Source organism: Streptomyces sp. NPDC102259, from assembly GCF_044766465.1.
Lineage (GTDB): Bacteria > Actinomycetota > Actinomycetes > Streptomycetales > Streptomycetaceae > Streptomyces.
Window position 1 is genome coordinate 210,158 of record NZ_JBIWMA010000001.1, and the last position, 20,099, is coordinate 230,256.

The following is a 20,099-nucleotide window of genomic DNA, read 5'->3' on the forward strand; positions in this document are numbered from 1 at the left end:
GTATGACGCACACCGAGCCGCACCACGACCTGTACATCCCGCACGGCACCACCACCGGCGCCGGCTACACCCTCGACATCGACCCCGAGCGAGCCGGTTGGGGTTACTGCGGTCTGCGGATCGTCGAGCTGGAGCCGGGCGGCACGCACCACTTCACCACCGGTGACAGTGAGTGGATCGTCCTTCCGCTGGCAGGCGGATGTACCGTGCGAACAGCCGATGAAGAGTTCCAACTCCTGGGCAGGGAGAGCGTTTTCGCGTCGGTAACCGACTTCGCGTACGTTCCCCGTGACGCCCGGGTCCAGATCGCCTCCGGCGCGGGAGGCCGCTTCGCCCTGGCAGGAGCGAAGTGCGAGCGACAACTCCCCGCCCGCTACGGCCCCGCGCCGGAGGTCCCCGTCGAAGAGCGCGGCAGCGGCAACTGCGCCCGTCTGGTGCGCAACTTCGCCTCCGCCGACGCCTTCGACTGCGACAAGCTGATCGCCGTCGAGGTGATCACCCCGGGCGGCAACTGGTCCTCGTACCCGCCGCACAAGCACGACGAGCACCGGCCGGGCGAGGAGGCCGAACTCGAGGAGATCTACTACTTCGAGATCGACGGCCCGAACGGTTTCGGCTATCAGCGCGTATCCCCTTCACGCGAGGGCGGATCCGACGTCCTCGCGGAGGTCCGCTCCGGCGACGCCGTGCTCGTCCCCGACGGCTGGCACGGCCCGGCCATCGCCCAGCCCGGCCACGCCATGTACTACCTGAACGTCATGGCGGGACCGGGCGAGACACGGGAGTGGCGGATCTGCTTCCACCCGGACCACGTAGAGAGCACAGGGGGTTACCGATGACGGCGCAGACCTCGACGACGAGGCTGACGGTCGCCCAGGCACTCGTCCGCTTCCTCGCCGCCCAGTACACGGAGCGCGACGGCGTACGGCAGCGGCTGATCGGCGCGACCTGGGGCATCTTCGGCCACGGCAACGTCGCCGGCCTCGGCCAGGCGCTGGTCGAGTACGGCGACGACATGCCGTTCCACCAGGGCCGCAACGAGCAGTCGATGGTCCACGCGGCCGTCGGCTACGCCCGCCAGTCGAACCGCCTGTCCACCCACGCGGTGACGACGTCGATCGGCCCCGGCGCGACCAACCTGGTCACCGGCGCCGCCCTGGCGACCGTCAACCACCTCCCGGTCCTCCTGCTGCCCGGCGACATCTTCGCGACCCGCGTCGCCGACCCGGTGCTCCAGCAGCTCGAGGTCCCCTACGCGGGCGACGTGTCGGTCAACGACACCCTGCGCCCGGTGTCGAGGTACTTCGACCGCGTCACCCGCCCCGAGGCCCTGATCCCGGCGGCCCTCCAGGCGATGCGCGTCCTCACCGACCCGGTGGAGACGGGCGCGGTCACCCTCGCGCTGCCCCAGGACGTCCAGGCCGAGGCCTACGACTGGCCCGACGAGTTCTTCGCCGAGCGCACCTGGGCCGTACGCCGGCCGGGCGCCGACCCGGCCGAACTCGCCGAGGCGGTCCGCGCGATCCGTGCCGCCCGCCGTCCGCTGATCGTCGCCGGCGGCGGGGTCCACCACAGCCGCGCCGAAGAGGCCCTCGCCGAGTTCGCCGAGGCCACCGGCATCCCGGTCGCCTCCACCCAGGCCGGAAAGGGCTCGCTGCGATACGACCACCCCCAGGACGTGGGCGGCGTGGGCCACACCGGTACGGCGACGGCGGACGAACTCGCCCGCACGGCGGACCTGGTGATAGGCGTGGGCACCAGGTACACGGACTTCACCACCGCCTCGAACACGCTGTTCGCGGCCGACGGCGTCCGCTTCCTCAACCTCAACATCGCGCCCTACGACGGCCACAAGCTCGCCGGTCAGCCGCTCGTGGCGGACGCCCGCAGCGGCCTGGGCGAGCTGACCGCGGCCCTCCAGACGCACGGCCACCGGGTCACGGACGCCTACGTCACCGAGTACTCCGAGGACAAGGAGCGCTGGGAGCAGCGCGTCGACGCCTGCTACGAGGCCGAGGAGCCGGACGTACGGCCGACGCAGCAGCAGGTGCTCGGCGCCCTCGACGCCCTCGCCGACGAGTCGGACGTGATCATCAACGCGGCCGGTTCGCTCCCCGGTGACCTGCACAAAATGTGGCGGGCCCGCTCCCGGGACCAGTACCACCTGGAGTACGGCTACTCCTGCATGGGGTACGAGATCCCGGCCGCGATCGGCGTGAAGCTGGCCGCTCCCGAGCGCAACGTCTGGGCACTGGTCGGCGACGGCACGTACCTGATGATGCCGACGGAGATCGTGACGGCCGTGCAGGAGGGGATCGCCATCAAGATCCTGCTCGTGCAGAACCACGGCTACGCCTCGATCGGCGGTCTGTCGGAGTCGGTGGGCGGCGAGCGGTTCGGCACCGCCTACCGCTACACCTCCGAGGACGGCACCTTCACCGGGGCCCCGCTGCCCGTCGACCTGGCCGCCAACGTGGCCAGTCTCGGCATGCGCGTGCTGCGCGCGAAGACCGTCCGCGAACTGCGCGAGGCCCTCGCCGAGGCGCGCCGCGCCGACACTCCCACATGTGTCTACGTCGAGACGGAAACGGCCGACACTGTGTCGGGCCCGCCGCCGGCGCAGGCCTGGTGGGATGTACCTGTGGCCGAGACCGCGACGCGACCGTCCGCGGTGAAGGCCCGTGAGCTGTACGAACGGCACGTCTCTACCCGACGCCGCCATCTGTGAAGGAGTACTCGGTCATGACGAAGATCGTCAACCACTGGATCGGCGGCAAGACCGTCGAAGGCGCGTCGGGTACGTACGGGCCGGTCACCGACCCGGCTACCGGCGTCGTCACCACGAAGGTCGCCTTCGCGGCCGTCGACGAGGTCGACGCCGCGGTCGCCGCCGCGAAGGACGCCTACGCCACCTGGGGCACCTCGTCCCTCGCCAAGCGCACCACGATCCTGTTCAAGTTCCGCGCGCTGCTGGACGCGCACCGGGACGAGATCGCCGAGCTGATCACCGCCGAGCACGGCAAGGTGCACAGTGACGCGCTGGGCGAGGTCGCGCGCGGTCTGGAGATCGTGGACCTGGCGTGCGGGATCACCGTGCAGCTGAAGGGCGAGCTGTCGACCGAGGTGGCCAGCCGGGTGGACGTCTCGTCCATCCGCCAGCCGCTGGGTGTCGTCGCGGGCATCACGCCGTTCAACTTCCCGGCGATGGTCCCGATGTGGATGTTCCCGATCGCCATCGCGACCGGCAACACCTTCGTGCTGAAGCCGTCCGAGAAGGACCCGTCGGCGTCCCTGAAGCTCGCCGAGCTGCTGGCGGAGGCGGGGCTGCCGGACGGCGTCTTCAACGTCGTCAACGGCGACAAGGTGGCGGTCGACCGCCTCCTGGAGCACCCGGACGTGAAGGCCGTGTCCTTCGTCGGCTCGACCCCGATCGCCCGCTACATCCACACGACCGCCTCGGCGAACGGCAAGCGCGTCCAGGCCCTGGGCGGCGCGAAGAACCACATGCTGGTCCTTCCGGACGCCGACCTCGACGCGGCGGCGGACGCGGCCGTGTCGGCGGCCTACGGCTCCGCGGGCGAGCGCTGCATGGCGATCTCCGCGGTCGTGGCGGTCGGCGCGATCGGCGACGAGCTGGTGCAGAAGATCCGCGAGCGCGCCGAGAAGATCAAGATCGGTCCCGGCAACGACCCCACCTCCGAGATGGGCCCGCTCATCACGAAGGTCCACCGCGACAAGGTGGCGTCCTACGTCACGGGCGCGGCGGCCGAGGGCGCCGAGGTGGTCCTGGACGGCTCCGGCTACACGGTCGAGGGCTTCGAGGACGGTCACTGGATCGGCATCTCGTTGCTGGACAAGGTGCCCACGACCGCGAAGGCCTACCAGGACGAGATCTTCGGCCCGGTGCTGTGCGTGCTGCGCGTGGACAGCTACGACGAGGGTCTGGCCCTCATCAACAGCTCGCCGTTCGGCAACGGCACGGCGATCTTCACCCGGGACGGCGGCGCGGCCCGTCGCTTCCAGCTGGAGATCGAGGCCGGCATGGTCGGCGTGAACGTCCCGATCCCGGTCCCCGTCGGCTACCACAGCTTCGGCGGCTGGAAGGACTCGCTCTTCGGCGACCACCACATCTACGGCAACGACGGCACCCACTTCTACACCCGGGGCAAGGTCGTCACGACCCGCTGGCCGGACCCGGCCGACGGTCCGGGCGGCGTGGACCTGGGCTTCCCGCGCAACCACTGAGGCCCTGACGCGCCCGGTCCCCCCCTCGCGCGAGGGGGGGACCGGGCGCGTTCGTGTCACTGTGCGGCGCCGGCCTCCTTGATCGCCTCGGTGAGGTCGCCGGTCTGCGCGGCGGGCGGGGCCTTCACCTCGGTCGTGGCGCCGAACTTCTCGAAGTCGATGGTGACCTTCATGGCCCCCATGGTCTGGAGGATGCGCACCGGCAGGTCGTCGTCGCCGACCCAGATGTCGACGGAGATCGAGTTCACGCCGCCGGTCACCGAGCCGAGGATGCCGCTCTGGTCGCCCAGGGCGTCCTTGAACCTGCCCATCCGGGACTCGTCGATCGTCGCCCGGTAGTGGGTCGTGTGCTTCCCGTCGACGGTCTCCGTGCCCAGGTCGTCGACGTCGTCGGCGTACTTGAGGCCCTTCAGGGACGCCGTCGGGCTGCCGCTGCTGCCGCTGCTGCCGCTGAGGGCCTGGGCCCCCTGCTCGCCCAGCATGGCCGAGGCGTCGACCTTCATCCACTCCTTGCCCGCGAGCGGGCCCGAGGACTGCGGATCGACGTCGTAGTAGTACGCGCCGTCCACGAACAGCGTGCGGATCGTCGGGTCGTCCTGCAACGTCTGCATCTGCGACGCCTTGGTGTCCATCTGGACGTCGTAGGCATACCCGTCGCCCCAGGAGTACGTGCCGTCCATCGCGATCGGGGCGCCGCCCAGGCCCAGCTCGGTCGTCATTTCGACCTGCGCGGACCCGATGTCGTCGGCCCGGTCGCCCGCCCGCGTCAGGGCCGCGAGGATCGCCTCGCTGTGGTCCACGACCCCGGCGGCCTTCTCGCCCGCCCCCTCGGCCGCCCGCGTGCCGCATCCCGCGGTCGCCATGAGCGCCACCACCGCGGCCCCTGCCCAGGCAGCACTGTGTCTCGGCTTCATTCGTCCCCACCCCTGTGAACCGTCTGTGCCCCGCACTCCGACGAGACACACTGACACGTCCGCATGGCGAACGCCCGCATGTTTTTTTGCCGCCCGCCCTGCGGTTACCGCACGTCCCAAGGGGGCGGAACGGTCTGTTCAGAATTGCCAAATCCGTGACTCGGAGACGCTCTCGGCAACGAATTCCGTAGGTGAACACCTATTGACGCACCGGTTTCCGTCGGGATTCCATGCAGCCGCCGGGAGCGGACGAATGACGTACGACCAAAGCCGCCGGAGGCGATAGCGCTCCCGCCTCACCCCCGCCGCACGAGTCGATCGGAATCGCCGCATGACCGACACGCTCCCCCCTGTCGAGACCGCCGTCGCCCCTCAGGCGCAGGCACCCGACAGTCCCCAGAAGCTCAAGCGCTCCATCGGAGTCGTCGGCGGCACCCTCCTCACCCTCTCCTGCGTCACCCCCGCCTCCACCCTCTTCGTCGTCGTCCCCGACCTGTTCGGCTCGCTCGGCACCGCGACCGCCCTCACGATCGCGATCGGCTCGCTGCTCTGTATCGCCGTGGCGTTCTGCTACTCGGAGCTGGGCACCCTCATCCCCAGCGCGGGCGGCGAGTACGCCATGGTGTCGACGCTGGCCGGGCGGCTCGCCGGCTGGCTGGTCTTCGTCCTCTCCCTGCTCGTCGTCATGATCGTCCCGCCGGTGATCGCGATGGGCACGGCCGACTACCTGGCCCCGGTCGTCCATCTCGACCCCTCGTTCGCGGGCGCCGCCGTCATGCTGCTGGCCACCCTCGCCGGTCTGCTCGACCTGCGCGCCAACGCCTGGATCACCGGCGTCTTCCTGGTCCTGGAGGTCATCGCGGCGGCCGTCGTGGCCGTCCTGGGCTTCGCCCACGGCCACCGCGGCGCGGGCAGCCTCGTCTCGATGCAGGTCGCCGGCGCCGACGGCCACACCGACGCCGTCACCGCCATGCTGGTCGTCTCCGGCCTCGCCATCGCCCTCTTCGTCACCCAGGGCTTCTCGACCGCCGTCTACCTCTCCGAGGAGCTGGAGAACCCGCGCCGCAACGTCGCCCGCACGGTCCTCGCCACCCTCGCCATCTCCTCCGTGATCATCCTGGTCCCGGTCGTCGCCATCACCTTCGGCGCCTCCGACCTCACCGAACTCACCGGCGGAGACATCAGCGGCATGGTCACCGCCTGGTCCAACTCGGCCGTCGGCACCTTCGTCAGCCTCTGCGTGGCACTCGCGATCATCAACGCCGGCATCGTGATGGTCATCCAGAACTCCCGCGTCCTGTTCGCCTCCGCCCGCGACAAGGCCTGGCCCCAGCCCGTCAACGACGTCTTCGCCAAGCTCGGCCGGTTCGGCTCCCCCTGGGTCGCCACCCTCGCCGTCGGCATCCCCGGCGCACTGCTCTGCTTCGTGAACCTGGACACCCTGTACGGCGTCACCGGCGTCTCCGTGACCGGCATGTACCTGCTCGTCGCGGTCGCCGCCCTGCTCTCCCGGCGCGGTCACCACCAGGACACCCACGCCTGGCGCATGCCCCTGTGGCCGGTGCTGCCGGCCCTGCTGATCGTCGTCCTCGGCTACATCCTCACCCAGCAGGAGACGGCCTACCTCCTGTGGACCGGCGGCATCACCGCCGCCGCCACCCTCTACTGGGCCCTCTACCTCCGCCCCCGTCGCGACACCCGCTGGCTGGTGTCGATCCCGGACGACGCGCAGGCCTGACGCATACCGCGACTGGTGTACGCCGACCCCGGCCCGTACGCCCCCGGGAGGGCGACGAGTTCGGTCCACGGTCGACAACTCCACGACAGGTTGACCCCGTACCGTTGAAGCATGGATCTTCGACTGCCCGGTCTGCGAGGACCACGGCGGCCGCGACGGATCGTCTCCGCCGTGGCCGCCGTGGCCGTACTCGCCGGTGCCGGTACCTGGACGGCCGTCGCCTCCGACGACGACACGCCCGCGGTGCACCAAGCCGACCGGGTCATGGCGGTGGACGGCGTACGCCTGGACACCTCCTACTTCACCTCCGGCGCCGCCGGCCGCCGCCCCGCCGTCCTCCTCGGGCACGGCTTCGGCGGAAGCAAGGACGACGTACGTCAGCAGGCCGAGGAACTGGCCCGTGACGGATACGCGGTGCTCACCTGGTCGGCGCGCGGCTTCGGCAAGTCCACCGGCAAGATCGGGCTGAACGACCCGAAGGGCGAGGTCGCCGACGTCTCCCGGCTGATCGACTGGCTCGCGAACCAGCCCCAGGTGCGGCTCGACAAGACCGGCGACCCCCGGGTGGGCGTGGCCGGCGCCTCCTACGGCGGCGCGATCTCCCTGCTGGCCGCCGGGTACGACGACCGCGTCGACGCCATCGCCCCCGCGATCACCTACTGGGACCTCGCGGACGCCCTGTTCCCCGACGGCGTGTTCAAGAAGCTGTGGGCCGGCATCTTCTTCAACACGGGCGGCGGCTCCGCCCGCTTCGAACCCGCCCTGGCCGCGATGTACGACCGGGTCGCCGAGTCCGGCACCCCCGACACCGCCGCCCGCGAGCTCCTCGAACAGCGCTCGCCGTCCGCCGTCGCCGACCGCATCAAGGTCCCCACCCTCCTCATCCAGGGCCAGACCGACTCCCTCTTCACCCTCGCCCAGTCCGACGCGGCCGAGAAGGCGATCCGCGCCAACGGCGCCCCCGTCGACGTCGACTGGATCTCGGGCGGCCATGACGGCGGCGACATGGAGGGCGATCGCGTCCAGGCACGCGTGCGTGACTGGTTCGACCGCTACCTCAAGGACGACAAGGCCGCCGACACCGGCCCCGCCTTCCGCGTCACCCGCACCGGGGGCGTCGACTCCACCGACGGCGCCGCCCAGCTCAGGGGCGCGAGCGCGGACAGCTACCCCGGCCTGGAGAACGGCGAGCGCGCGTTCCCGCTGACCGGCCGCCGCGAGGAGCAGTCCTTCGCCAACCCGCCCGGCGCCAGCCCGCCCGCCGTCTCGGCCCTGCCCGGTCTCGGGGGCGGCGGCCTCTCCCAGCTCTCCTCCCTCGGCGTCGGCGTCTCCCTCGACTTCCCCGGCCAGTACGCCGCCTTCGACTCCGCCCCGGTCACCGGCGACCTGCGCGTCACCGGCTCCCCGACGGTCACCGTCCATGTGAGGTCGACGGCCGACACCGCCGTCCTCTTCGCCAAGGTCTACGACGTCAGCGGCGCCGGCGGCCAGGGCGGCCAGGTGCTGCCGTCCCAGCTCGTCACCCCGGTCCGCGTCGAGGGCGCCAAGGCCGGCAAGGACGTCACGATCACGCTCCCGGCGATCGACCACAAGGTCGAGGACGGACACCGGCTGCGCCTGGTCCTCGCCTCCACCGACCTCGGCTACGCCTCCCCGATGACCCCGGCGACGTACACCGTCTCGATGAAGGGCGACCTGAAGGTCCCGACCGCCCCCGCCGTGACGACCGCGGCCGCCCCGCTCCCGTCCTGGGTGTGGTGGCTGCCCCTCGCGGGCGCGGCGATCGCGCTCGCCCTGCTGCTGACGGCCCGCCGCCGCACCGCAGGCCCCGCCCCCGACCCCGCGCTCGCCGAGGTCCCGCTCCAGATCACCGACCTGAGCAAGAAGTACGCGAACGGCGACCGCTACAGCGTCCGCGACCTGTCCTTCCGCGTCGAGAAGGGCCAGGTCCTCGGCCTCCTCGGCCCGAACGGCGCGGGCAAGACGACGACCCTGCGCATGCTGATGGGTCTGATCAGCCCCGACGGCGGCGAGATCCGGGTCTTCGGCCACGCCATCCGCCCGGGTGCGCCCGTCCTCTCCCGCGTCGGCTCCTTCGTCGAGGGCGCCGGCTTCCTCCCGCACCTGTCCGGCCGGGAGAACCTGGAGTTGTACTGGCGGGCCACCGGCCGCCCCGCCGGGGACGCCCACCTCGCGGAGGCCCTGGAGATCGCCGGCCTCGGCGACGCCCTCGCCCGCGCGGTACGCACGTACTCGCAGGGCATGCGCCAGCGCCTCGCCATCGCCCAGGCCATGCTCGGCCTCCCGGACCTGCTCATCCTCGACGAGCCGACCAACGGTCTCGACCCGCCGCAGATCCGCGAGATGCGCGAGGTGATGATCCGGTACGCGGCGGCCGGCCGCACGGTCATCGTCTCCAGCCACCTGCTGTCCGAGGTCGAGCAGTCCTGCACGCACCTCGTGGTCATGGACCGGGGCCGGCTGGTCCAGGCGGGCCCGGTCGCCGAGATCGTCGGCTCCGGCGACACCCTCCTCGTGGGCACCGTCACCCCCGTGGAGGAGCCGGTCGTCGAGAAGATCGCCGCACTGCCGGGGGTGGCCTCCGCGCTCCCCACCGGCGACGGCCTGCTGGTCCGCCTGGACGCCGACGGCAGCGCCCAGCGCCTGGTCGCCGAACTCGTCCGGCTCGACGTGCCCGTCACGGCGGTCGGCCCGCACCGCCGCCTGGAGGACGCCTTCCTCACCCTGATCGGAGGTTCCGCATGAGCACGCTCACCGAGGTCGCCTCCGGCTACCAGGCGGGCCGCACGCTGCCGCTGCGCGTCGAGCTGGTCCGCCAGCTCAAGCGCCGCCGCACGCTGGTCATGGGCGGCATCCTCGCCGCCCTGCCGTTCGTCCTGCTCATCGCCTTCGCGATCGGCGGCGAGCCCGGCGGCCGCAACAACCAGGTCACCCTGATGGACACGGCGACGGCGTCCGGCGCCAACTTCGCCGCCGTCAACCTGTTCGTGTCCGCGGGCTTCCTCCTGGTCATCCCGGTCGCCCTGTTCTGCGGGGACACGGTCGCCTCGGAGGCCGGCTGGTCCTCGCTGCGCTACCTCCTCGCAGCGCCGGTGCCCCGGGCCCGCCTGCTGTGGTCCAAGCTCGTCGTCGGCCTCGGCCTCAGCCTCGCCGCGATGGTCCTGCTGCCGGTCGTCGCCCTCGCCGTCGGCTCGGCCGCCTACGGCTGGGGCTCCCTGGAGCTGCCCACGGGCGGCGCACTCGACCCGGGCACCGCTGCCCAGCGACTCGTGGTCGTGGTCGGGTACGTCTTCGTCTCCCAACTGGTCACCGCGGGGCTCGCGTTCTGGCTCTCGACGAAGACCGACGCCCCGCTCGGCGCGGTCGGCGGCGCGGTCGGCCTGACCATCGTCGGCAACGTGCTGGACGCCGTCACCGCCCTCGGCGACTGGCGCGACTTCCTGCCCGCGCACTGGCAGTTCGCCTGGGCCGACGCCGTCCAGCCCACCCCCGAGTGGTCCGGCATGATCCAGGGCACCGCCGTCTCCGTGACGTACGCCCTGGTCCTGTTCGCCCTGGCCTTCCGCGGCTTCGCCCGCAAGGACGTGGTGTCCTAGGCCACCATGGAGCCGCACCCCCCGTCCCACGTTCCGGCCCCCTGAACTCCGGGAAACCGCCGACGCGTTGACGGGCGGCGCCGAGGACAGGGACGTCCGCGGCCTCGCCGAAGCCATCGCCGGCGTGAGCAGTCTCGACCTCTGGTGCAGAACCTTACGCGTGAGTAAGTTAGCCCACCGGTACAGGCCAGCCGCACCGCGACCGGGGAGTCGTCATGGGCGTACGCAAGGATCTGAAGCGGGCGCGACAACGCACCGACCTGGCCTCCCGCACCCGGGTCGACCTGCTCCGGGACGACACCGGCACCGTACGGGAGGCCCGCACCGCGCCCCTGGTGGCGCCACCCACCACGGGCAGCACCGCCGACCTCCCCTTCACCAACGCGGCCGAGGCCCCGGAGGCGGTGGTGCTGCGCCGCAGGAGGCCCGACGGCTGGCACCCGGTCACCGCCGCCGCGTTCGCCGCCGAGGTCACCGCGACGGCCAAGGGCCTGATCGCGCACGGCCTCCCACCGGGCGGCCGGGTCGCCGTGATGTCCCGCACCCGCTACGAGTGGACCCTCCTGGACTTCGCGATCTGGGCGGCCGGCGGCCAGACCGTCCCGATCTACGCCACCTCGTCGGCCGAACAGGTCGACTGGATCGTCCGGGACTCGGGCGCCACCCTGATCGTCGTCGAGAACGCCGACAACGCCCGTACGGCGACGACCGGCACGGCACACCATCCGCTGCCCCCGCGCATCCTCGAACTCGACGCGGACGCGGTCGCCCGACTGAACGCCCTCGGCCGCGACCTCCCCGACGAGGAGGTGACCAGGCGCCGAGCCGCCCTCACCCCTGACACCACCGCCACCCTCTGCTACACCTCCGGCACCACCGGCCGCCCCAAGGGCTGCGTCCTCACCCACGCCAATCTGCACGCCGAGGCCGCCAACACCCTCGAACTGCTCCACCCGATCTTCAAGGAGGTCACCGGCCAGACCGCCTCCACCCTCCTCTTCCTCCCGCTCGCCCACATCATGGGCCGCACCCTCCAGATCGCCTGTCTGATGGCCCGCATCGAGACCGGCCACTTCCCGAGCGTCAAACCCGACGAACTCCGCCCCGCCCTCAAGGAGTTCCGGCCCACCTTCCTGGTCGGCGTCCCCTACCTCTTCGAGCGCATCCACGACACCGGCCGCGCCACCGCCGAGAAGCTCGGCCGCGGCGCCTCCTTCGACCGCGCCGAACGCATCGCCGTACGCTTCGCGCAGGCATACCTCGACAAGTTCCTGAACGAAGGCGAAAGCGACGGCGGCAAGCGGAAGGCCAAGGGCCCCGGGCCCGGCCTCTACGCCGCCTGGGCCCTCTACGACCTGCTGGTCTACCGCCGCATCCGCAAGGAACTCGGCGGCCGCATGCGCTACGCCATCAGCGGCGGCTCACCCCTCGACCGCACCCTGAGCCTCTTCTTCTACGCGGCCGGCATCATCGTCTACGAGGGCTACGGCCTGACCGAGACCACCGCCGCCGCCACCCTCGTCCCGCCGCTGAAACCCCGGCCCGGCACCGTCGGGCAGCCCGTCCCCGGCGCGGCCGTCCGGATCGCCGACGACGGCGAGATCCTCATCGAGGGCGGGGTGGTCTTCGACTCGTACTGGAACAACCCGGCGGCCACCGCCGAGGTCCGCACCGACGGCTGGTTCGCCACCGGCGACCTCGGCTCCCTCGACGACGACGGCTACCTCACCATCACCGGCCGCAAGAAGGACATCCTGGTCACCTCCGGCGGCAAGAACGTCTCCCCGGCCGTCCTGGAGGACCGGCTGCGCAGCCGCACCCCGGTCGGCCAGTGCCTGGTCGTCGGCGACAACCGCCCCTTCGTCGCCGCCCTCGTCGCCCTCGACCCCGACGCGCTCGCCCACTGGCTGACCGTACGCGGGCTCCCCGCCGACACCCCGCCCACCGAGGTGCTGCGCGACCCCCGCCTGCGCGCGGACGTCCAGAAGGCCGTCGACTACGCCAACGAGGCCGTCTCCCGGGCCGAGTCGATCCGCGCCTTCACCCTGGTCGAGGGCGAGTTCAACGAGGCCAACGGACTGCTCACCCCGTCCCTGAAGGTCAGACGGCACGCGGTGACGGCCCGATACGCCGAAGAGATCGAGAACCTCTACCGCAAGTGACCCCGCACATGACACCGCACCGCGGACGACGCCGCCGGTGGCACACGAAACGGCGGGTCACCGGAGAACCGGTGACCCGCCGTCGCGGTACGTCAGGCTGTGGCTCAGCCGTTGCCCGCGCCGTTGCCCGCCAGGACCGAGATGTCGTCCAGGATGTGCGACAGCGGCTCGTCGCCCTTGGCCTGGGTGCTGTTCTCGACGCACTGCTGGTTCTGCGGGGCGGACAGGATCGGGATGTCCTGCACGCCGATGTTGAGAGCGGCGATGAGCGACTGGGCGTTGAGCTTCGCCGGCAGACCGATGCACGGCTTGTTCAGCGAACCCTGGACCAGCGAGAGCTGCGGGCTCATGTCGCCGAAGGTGGCCGAGTTGCCGAACTCCGACGAGGCGCCGTTGCCGCTTGCGGACGTGGTGCCGCTGTCGTCACCGATGGCGAGGGCCTGCGGGGCGCTCAGCCCCGCGAGACCGGCGACGGAGGCGGCGAGGGCAGCGGTCGCCCACAGCTTCTTCATGTTCGTTCCCTTCGAAAACGCGGACTCCGGGGGAGGAGCTGCGTGATCAACAACGGTCCGTACCCGCCCGGGGTTGCGCGCTGTGCCCCGATCGGCCCAGCGCATCGCGCCCGGCCGCCGTGCGCCCCTCAGTGGCATGCGTACGCGCTCCCCCGCACCGGCTCCGTCTTGCCGAGGATGTCCGGCGGGTCCTTCGGCTTCGGCTCCGCACCCCGCTCGATCAGCGGCCGGTCGTCGCGCACCGTCGTGAAGAGCGCGTCCGTCTTCTTCCGGTCCCAGGCCAGCGCCGCGCCGATGCCCAGGCGGGCCGGGGCGAACCCGGCGATCGGCACGGTCGTGAACTCCGTCGCCGAGTCCGGCAGCCGGTGCAGCGCGGCCACAAGCTCGACGAGTTCGCTGGCCGAGAAGCCCTGCCGCTTGGCCCCGAGCAACGTCTCCGCCAGGTTCGTCATGCGCCTCGGGTGGGTGAGCAGCTTGCGTTCCCGCACCTCCCGCCACGCCTGGACGAGGAAGCGCTGCTGACGCTGGATCCTGCCGAGGTCGGCGCTGCCGTCGACATGGCGTGAACGGACGTACTGCAACGCCTGGCCGCCACCGAGCCGGTGCTTGCCGGGCTTGAGGTCGAGCCTGGTCGCGGTGTCCTTGAGCCGCCGCGGTGTGCACACCTCGACGCCGCCGATCTCGTCCACGCTGTTGATGAAGCGCCGGAAGTCCACCTGGAGGAACCGGTCGATGTTCAGTTTGGCCATCGACTCCACGGTCCGGATCATGAGCTCCGGACCGCCCTCCTGGTAGGCCGCGTTGAGCTTCGCTGGATGCGGCGGGCGCTCTCTGGCGCCGGGCTTCTCCCGGTACGGCGGGATCTCCGCGTAGGAGTCACGGGGCATGCTGATCACGCTGACGCGGTCCCGGTGGGCCGAGACGTGGATCAGCATCAGGACGTCCGAGCAGCCGCAGGGCTTTCCCCCGGCGTGGAACTTCTGCTTCTGACCGGCCGTGAGGATGTCGCGTTCGTCGGTGCCCATCAGCAGGATGTTCAGCCCGCGCGCGGCGTGTTCCCGGCCGGGGAGTCCGGGGAGTCCGGGGAATCCGGGCAGTGTGGGGAGGGCGGAACTGCCGAGCAGCGCGCCCGTGGCGGCCAGGACGATTCCGGGAATCGCCAGGCGGCGTGGCCAAAGGTTTCTCTTCATCGTCACGCGCCGCACGCTAGAACAGCGGGCCGCCGATGATCCGGCGGCCCGCTGTCCGGGCGGAGAAACCACCCCGGGGCTCAGGAAAAGAACCCGTTCAGCGCGTGGCCTCAGTGGTTGGCCGCACCGTTGCCCGAGAGCGCGGAGATGTCGTCCAGGATGTGCGACAGCGGCTCGTCGCCCTTGGCCTGGGTGCTGTTCTCGACGCACTGCTGGTTCTGCGGGGCGGACAGGATCGGGATGTCCTGGACGCCGATGTTGACCAGGGCGAGGATGGACTGGGCGTTGAGCTTCGCCGGCAGGCCGATGCAGGGCTTGTTGAAGGAGCCCTGGATGAGTGCCATCTGGGGGCTCATGTTGCCGAAGGTGGCCGAGTTGCCGAACGACTGGCTGGCGCCGTTGCCGCTGGCGGACGTGGTGCCGCTGTCGTTGCCGATGGCGAGCGCCGGAGCGGCCGCGGCGGCGGAGACGCCGACGACGGAAGCGGCGACCGCGGCGGTGGCCAGAACCTTCTTGATCACTTGTGAGTCCCTTCGGTGAGAAGCCCCGTCCACCGGAGCGTTCGGATTAACTTCACCTGACCTGTTTGGTTGCTCCGGTTCACTCCGATGGCCTATTGCGGCGAACTCCGGTCGCCGGGTCGGGAAAACCGATCGGGTGACTGGCCGCAACCAAATACGGCGCTTCCGGTTGGTTCGGTGGCAGGCACATGGTCCTGACCAGGAGTCAGGACAGGGAAAGGAATAGCGAAATGCTCAAGAAGGCAATGGCCGCGGCGGCGGTCGCCGCTTCCGTCGTCGGTATGTCCGCGGCGGTCGCCCCCCAGGCGCTTGCCATCGGGGACGACGCCGGCACCACCTCCGCCAGCGGCAACGGCGCGCGCGAGGCGTTCGGGAACTCGGTGACCAAGGGCGACATGAGCCCCCAGGCCACCCTGGTCCAGGGCACCGCCAACAAGCTCTGTGTGGGCCTCCCGGTCAAGGCTGACGTGCAGTCCGTTCTCGCCATCATCGCCAACGTCGGTGTCCAGGACATCCCCGTCCTGTCCGCCCCGCAGAACCAGCAGTGCGCCGAGAACAGCACCCAGGCCAAGGGCGACGAGCCGCTGTCGCACATCCTGGACGACATCTCCGCGCTCTCGGGCAACGGCGTGGCCAACCACTGACGTCCCCGGCACTGCCCGCCGGGCGGCCCGTTCTGTTTCCGGCGGGCCGTCCGGCCACCGTATTTTTTTTCCGCTGACATTCTGTCATTTTTTTCGCCGCTCAGGCGAATCGTTTCCTCTTCGGTGAGCCGTTCGTGTCAATTACCTGAAGGCGTTCGAGTGAATTCCCGGGCGAAGCGCGTTTCTTAGTTTCTTCGGCCGTCTATCTCTCGTTTGCAGCTTGCGGGTCATGGTGCGAGCCGTTCCAGTTGCGCTCGCTCGGTTTCGACCGTCATCTGGGCATGACCGCAGAGAAGGGAAACTCATGAAGAAGAGCGCTGCTGTTGTCGCGGGTCTGATCCTGGCCCTCGGCGGGGCTGCCCCCGCCTTCGCCGACGCCGGTGCGAACGGGGCTGCCATCGGCTCCCCGGGTGTCCTGTCGGGCAACGTCGTCCAGGTTCCGATCCACATTCCGATCAACGTGTGCGGCAACACGATCAACATCATCGCCGCGTTGAACCCGGCCGGCGGCAACGTCTGCGTCAACGACTGACGACGCGACACGCCAGCTGTACCGCTGGATCGAGGCCGGCCTTGGACGACATTCCTGTGGTCCAGGGCCGGCTTTTCCCACTTCTTCAAGCAGGAGGACAACGAGATTGCGACAGACCCTGAGCAGGGGAATGGTCGCGGCCGCCGCCGCGACGGGCATTCTGTCCCTGTGCGCGGGCGGCCACGCCCTCGCCGACTCAACAGCCGATGGAGCCGCCAAGGGTTCGCCCGGGGTCCTGTCGGGCAACGCCGTCCAGGCCCCGCTGCACGTCCCGGTGAACGCCTGCGGCAACTCGGTCGACCTCCTCGCCGCCCTCAACCCGACCTTCGGCAACTCCTGTGCCAACCTCTCGGACACCCAGGGGCATCGCTCACACGGCGCACCGCACGCCGACGGCGATTCCGGCTACGGCGACACCGGTTACGGCGAGCCCCGCGACGAGGCGTCCGGCTACGGCGACACCGGTTACGGCGAGCCCCGCGACGAGGCGTCCGGCTACGGCGACGCTGGTTACGGCAACTCCCGCGACGAGGCTTCCGGTTACGGCGGCTCCGGCCATGAGAACCACGGTCCCGGGGACGACTGCGGGGGCTACGGCGACACCTGCGGCGGCGGTCACACGACCCCGCCTCCCGGAGGGGGCCACACGACGCCACCGGGCGGCGGTCACACGACTCCGCCTCCGCACGGTGGTGGCAGTACTCCGCCGGGTGGGGGTCACACGACTCCGCCTCCGCACGGTGGTGGCAGTACTCCGCCGGGTGGGGGTCACACGACTCCGCCTCCGTACGGTGGTGGCAGTACTCCGCCGGGTGGGGGTCACACGACTCCGCCTCCGCACGACGGCCACACCACCCCGCCTGGCGGCGGCCACTCCACCCCGCCTGGCGGCGGGCACTCCACTCCGCCTCCGCACGGGGGCCACTCCACTCCGCCTCCGCACGGCGGGCACTCCACTCCGCCTCCGCACGGCGGGCACTCCACTCCGCCTCCGCACGGCGGGCACTCCACTCCGCCTCCGCACGGGGGCGGCGGGGGGCAGCCTCCGCACGGCGAGGACACCACGCCTCCGCATGGCGAGGACACCGCGCCTCCGGAGGGTGGTGGTGGGCACAGCTCGCCGCCGCAGCTGCCGCACACCGGCAGTGACCGTGCCGCTCTGCTGGCCGCGTCCGGCGTCAGCGCGGCGCTCATCGCGGGCGGCGCCGTCCTGTACCGGCGAGGCCGAGCCGCGTCCCGTCGGTGAACGCACCGGGTGCCGGGCGCTCTCGCGCCCGGCACCCGCAGCCCATCCGGTTCAGCGTCGTACGGCTTCCGGCGCACCGTGCCGACCCGGTGCCGGGATCACCCGGCTCGGCACGCCCGTGTGCAGCCGGCGCCGTACGCCCCGGACGAGGGTCCCCGCCGTGAAGGTCGCGCCGTACACGAAGCGCATCGCCGGGCCGAAGCCGGCCGCCGTCACCAGACCGGCCAGGAACAGGCCGGGGTGGGACGACTCGAAGTCCCGGCTCACCTCGGGGGAGCCGTCGGACACCGTGGCCAGCGCCCCGCGCAGTTCGCCGGAGAGCAGTCCGAGCCGGTCACGGGTCGCCTTGAAGCCGGTGGCCGCGATGACGTGCTCGGTCTCGAAGGAGTCCGCTCCGGCCACCTCCAGCCGTACCCCGCCCGGAACCGCTCGCGCCGCCGTCACCTCGTGGTCGAGCCGTACCCGCACGGAGCCCTCGACCCGGTCCCGTACCCACCAGGCGCCGGCCGGGCCGAGCGCCGTCGCCGCGATGCGCGCCCGGGTCGGTTCCGGGAGCCGGCGGTAGAAGCCGGGGCGTTCCGCGTAGAACCAGTTGCGCCAGCCGCAGCCGAGCCCGCTCTGCGGGGAACGGGCCGACTGCCACCACGGGCGCTCCCAGGGCGGCGGCACGTCGTTCCAGCGCAGCCGGTCCGCGCGAGCCAGCACCCGTACCCGGGAGCCCTGTTCGGCGAGCAGCGCGGCCGTCTCCAGCGCCGCCTGGCCGCCGCCGATCACCGTGACGTCCCGGCCGCGGAAGCGGTCGAGGTCTCCGTGGTGGCTGCTGTGCGAGACCAGGTCGGGGGAGAGTCCGCGCAGGGCGGCCGGCATCTCGACGAACGGCATGACGCCCACGGCGAGGGCGACCGTCCTGGCCCGCACGGTCTCGCCGTCCGCGGTGACCGCCTCGAAGCCGCCCGGCCGGGACACGATCCGGGTGACCGTGCGTTCGTCGACGTCGGGGACGGCGTTGCGGGCGAACCACAGCCCGTACCGGGCGAACATCTCCACCGGGATCGGCTCCCCGTGCCGGGCCGTCACGCCCTGGGTCGCGCAGTACGCTTCGAGCCGCCAGCGGGCGGCGGGGTCGGAGAGGTTGGAGGCCCACGGCTCGGACTTCAGGAACATCCCGCCCGGCATGTTGTCGCGCCAGGAGGCCATCGGCCGGCCGAAGACGCGCAGCTTCAGCCCGGCGGCCGCGGCGTGCGCCGCGATGGACAGGCCGTACGGGCCCGCGCCCACCACCAGCAGGTCGTACATCAGCAGCTGCTCGCTTTCTCGTCGTCGGTCGGTGCGGCCGGGGCAGCTGCGGTCGGGGCCGGTGCGCTCGGCGGCGGTTCGGTCAGGTCCGTCAGGGACGGCGTGGGCGGCGGCGCCTGGCGGACCACGCGGGGCCGGACCCCGGCCGCGCCCGAGGCGCCGGCCCGGCGCAGCCGGTCGAGCAGCCGTCGGGCGACATGGGCGCCCCACAGGCCCCACATGGCCCGGCCGGGAGCGGTGTCGTCGCCCGCGTGCCAGGCGAGCTCACGGCCGCGGCGGGCCGGTCGCAGCGCGGCCAGCGGTGCGTAGTTCTCCACCACGAACGCCCGGCCCGGCAGTGGGACCCCGGCCGGCAGCGGACGGTGCGTCAGATCGAGGTGCTGGGCGCGGACGACGTCGAGTCCGGCGCCGTCGGCGAAGAGCCGGAACTGGGCGCCGGGGCGCGGGTTGAAGTCGAGCAGGTGGTAGTCGCCCGTCGTGCCGCAGCGGCGGAAGTCGAGGTCGAAGATGCCCCGGTAGCCGAGTTCGTCGGTGAGCCGCTGGGCCAGCGTCCGCACCTGCGGGTTCTCGGTCCACTCGCCCACCGCCGTGAGCCCCGCGCCGCGTGGCCAGGCGCACAGCTTGCGGCCCGGGCCGCCGCCGCCGACCGCGCCGGAGCGGTCGGCGTACCCATGGAAGAACCAGTCGCGGTCCGGGCCTGGCGGCAGGAAGGCCTGGAGCAGCAGTTGGCTGCCGGCCTCCTCGGTGCGCAGGTACAGGTCGCGCGCCTCCTGGGTGGAGCGCACCACGAGCGTGCTGCGCAGCCCGGAATCGGCGGGCAGCAGCCAGGGCCGGCTCCACTTCGCCACCACCGGCAGGCCGAGCCGCCAGGCGGCGGAGGCGGCCTGCGCCGCGCTGTCCGGGATCACGGTGAGCGGGTGCGGCACGTCCGCCGCCGCGCACAGTCTGGTCAGTTCCGCCTTGTCGGCGACGCGTTCGGGCACGGCGACGGGCTGTTGCGGCAGCAGGTAGGAGGGCGCCAGTTCCTCGCGCAGGCGGCTCACCGCGACCGCGCCGGCATCGTCCATCGGGATGAGCACGGCGGGCCGCTCGATGCGGGCGGCCACCCGCAGCAGGGTGGCGGCGATGTCGGCGAGGGCGGCGCCGGGCGGCGGCGGTGGATGCAACTGGCGTACGAAACGGGACTTGCGTACGGGACTTCCCGTGGAGTCGGCGACCACGTGCACGTCGATTCCGGCTCTGCCGAGCGAGCGCACGGCACCCAGCGTTCCGTGGTGAAAGGGATTCCGGTCGATCCGCAGAAGAACGGCGGGGACGCGAGTGTCGAGCAGCGACTCGGGCATGTTTTTCGGGGTCCTTCGGTTCAGTTCACCGGTATGGGCGATCGATGCACTCGAAAGCCGTAACGGCGGTGGCGTAATTCCTTTTCGTGTGACTTTCATATGACTGAGTGTCAGTAATGCGCGGTCTTTGCGCGTTACG

At 71.5% G+C, this 20,099-nt stretch carries 16 protein-coding genes; 10 read left to right on the top strand and 6 right to left on the bottom strand.

The annotated features are described in order from the left end of the window. Nucleotides 1-2 precede the first annotated feature (2 nt). The 3 genes from iolB to mmsA are packed head-to-tail and all read left to right on the top strand — an operon-like array spanning nucleotide 3 to nucleotide 4,245. On the top strand, nucleotides 3-839 hold the full coding sequence (iolB, locus tag ACIRPU_RS00985) for a 5-deoxy-glucuronate isomerase (protein ID WP_355701473.1): 837 nt from the start codon (nucleotides 3-5) through the stop codon (nucleotides 837-839). Next, a complete protein-coding gene (iolD, locus tag ACIRPU_RS00990) occupies nucleotides 836-2,728 on the top strand; it encodes a 3D-(3,5/4)-trihydroxycyclohexane-1,2-dione acylhydrolase (decyclizing) (RefSeq protein WP_384121607.1) in 1,893 nt (630 codons plus the stop codon). The genes iolB and iolD overlap by 4 nt, the downstream gene beginning before the upstream one ends. A 14-nt stretch (nucleotides 2,729-2,742) precedes the next feature. Beyond that, the gene (gene mmsA, locus ACIRPU_RS00995) at nucleotides 2,743-4,245 is read left to right on the top strand and encodes a CoA-acylating methylmalonate-semialdehyde dehydrogenase (protein ID WP_403859908.1); all 1,503 of its coding nucleotides are present in this window, start codon (nucleotides 2,743-2,745) and stop codon (nucleotides 4,243-4,245) included. Nucleotides 4,246-4,301: 56 nt separating this feature from the next. Here the strand turns inward: mmsA and ACIRPU_RS01000 are convergent, their stop codons facing one another. Further along, a complete protein-coding gene (locus ACIRPU_RS01000) occupies nucleotides 4,302-5,108 on the bottom strand; it encodes a hypothetical protein (RefSeq protein WP_403859911.1) in 807 nt (268 codons plus the stop codon). Between the two features lie 382 nt (nucleotides 5,109-5,490). Between ACIRPU_RS01000 and ACIRPU_RS01005 the strand changes: the two genes are divergently transcribed. The 4 genes from ACIRPU_RS01005 (at nucleotide 5,491) to ACIRPU_RS01020 (ending at nucleotide 12,676) form a co-directional block, all read left to right on the top strand. Next, nucleotides 5,491-6,897, top strand: coding sequence for an APC family permease (locus ACIRPU_RS01005; protein WP_403859914.1), 1,407 nt, complete (start codon nucleotides 5,491-5,493; stop codon nucleotides 6,895-6,897). Nucleotides 6,898-7,008: 111 nt separating this feature from the next. Further along, nucleotides 7,009-9,663 carry a CocE/NonD family hydrolase gene (locus ACIRPU_RS01010; RefSeq protein ID WP_403859917.1) on the top strand — a complete coding sequence of 885 codons (2,655 nt, stop codon included), beginning with the start codon at nucleotides 7,009-7,011 and terminating at the stop codon, nucleotides 9,661-9,663. Next, entirely contained in the window at nucleotides 9,660-10,514 is an 855-nt protein-coding gene (locus tag ACIRPU_RS01015) for an ABC transporter permease (protein WP_384114391.1), read from the top strand. Before ACIRPU_RS01010 ends, ACIRPU_RS01015 begins: the two co-directional genes overlap by 4 nt. 215 nt (nucleotides 10,515-10,729) lie before the next feature. Next, nucleotides 10,730-12,676, top strand: a complete 1,947-nt coding sequence (locus ACIRPU_RS01020) for an AMP-dependent synthetase/ligase (protein ID WP_403859920.1) — start codon at nucleotides 10,730-10,732, stop codon at nucleotides 12,674-12,676. Between the two features lie 104 nt (nucleotides 12,677-12,780). On the opposite strand, the gene ACIRPU_RS01025 is transcribed toward ACIRPU_RS01020, so the two are convergent. The 3 genes from ACIRPU_RS01025 to ACIRPU_RS01035 form a co-directional block, all read right to left on the bottom strand. After that, nucleotides 12,781-13,188 (bottom strand): rodlin, encoded by a 408-nt coding sequence (locus ACIRPU_RS01025; RefSeq protein ID WP_403859923.1) that lies wholly within the window; start codon nucleotides 13,186-13,188, stop codon nucleotides 12,781-12,783. A 128-nt stretch (nucleotides 13,189-13,316) separates the two neighbouring features. Then, the gene (locus ACIRPU_RS01030) at nucleotides 13,317-14,378 is read right to left on the bottom strand and encodes an LCP family protein (RefSeq protein WP_403861533.1); all 1,062 of its coding nucleotides are present in this window, start codon (nucleotides 14,376-14,378) and stop codon (nucleotides 13,317-13,319) included. Nucleotides 14,379-14,488: 110 nt separating this feature from the next. Next, a complete protein-coding gene (locus ACIRPU_RS01035; protein ID WP_403859926.1) occupies nucleotides 14,489-14,899 on the bottom strand; it encodes a rodlin in 411 nt (136 codons plus the stop codon). Nucleotides 14,900-15,129: 230 nt separating this feature from the next. Between ACIRPU_RS01035 and ACIRPU_RS01040 the strand changes: the two genes are divergently transcribed. From ACIRPU_RS01040 to ACIRPU_RS01050, 3 genes are all read left to right on the top strand, one after another. Next, nucleotides 15,130-15,543: a rodlin gene (locus ACIRPU_RS01040; RefSeq protein WP_403859929.1), complete on the top strand. Its 414-nt coding sequence runs from the start codon at nucleotides 15,130-15,132 to the stop codon at nucleotides 15,541-15,543. Between the two features lie 304 nt (nucleotides 15,544-15,847). Beyond that, entirely contained in the window at nucleotides 15,848-16,075 is a 228-nt protein-coding gene (locus tag ACIRPU_RS01045) for a chaplin (protein ID WP_307163410.1), read from the top strand. Nucleotides 16,076-16,181: 106 nt separating this feature from the next. Continuing rightward, entirely contained in the window at nucleotides 16,182-17,321 is a 1,140-nt protein-coding gene (locus ACIRPU_RS01050; RefSeq protein ID WP_403859933.1) for a chaplin family protein, read from the top strand. Between the two features lie 51 nt (nucleotides 17,322-17,372). On the opposite strand, the gene ACIRPU_RS01055 is transcribed toward ACIRPU_RS01050, so the two are convergent. Continuing rightward, a complete protein-coding gene (locus ACIRPU_RS01055; protein ID WP_403859936.1) occupies nucleotides 17,373-18,617 on the bottom strand; it encodes an FAD-dependent oxidoreductase in 1,245 nt (414 codons plus the stop codon). Beyond that, nucleotides 18,617-19,960 (bottom strand): ATP-grasp domain-containing protein, encoded by a 1,344-nt coding sequence (locus ACIRPU_RS01060; protein ID WP_403859939.1) that lies wholly within the window; start codon nucleotides 19,958-19,960, stop codon nucleotides 18,617-18,619. Before ACIRPU_RS01060 ends, ACIRPU_RS01055 begins: the two co-directional genes overlap by 1 nt. Nucleotides 19,961-20,099 lie beyond the last annotated feature (139 nt).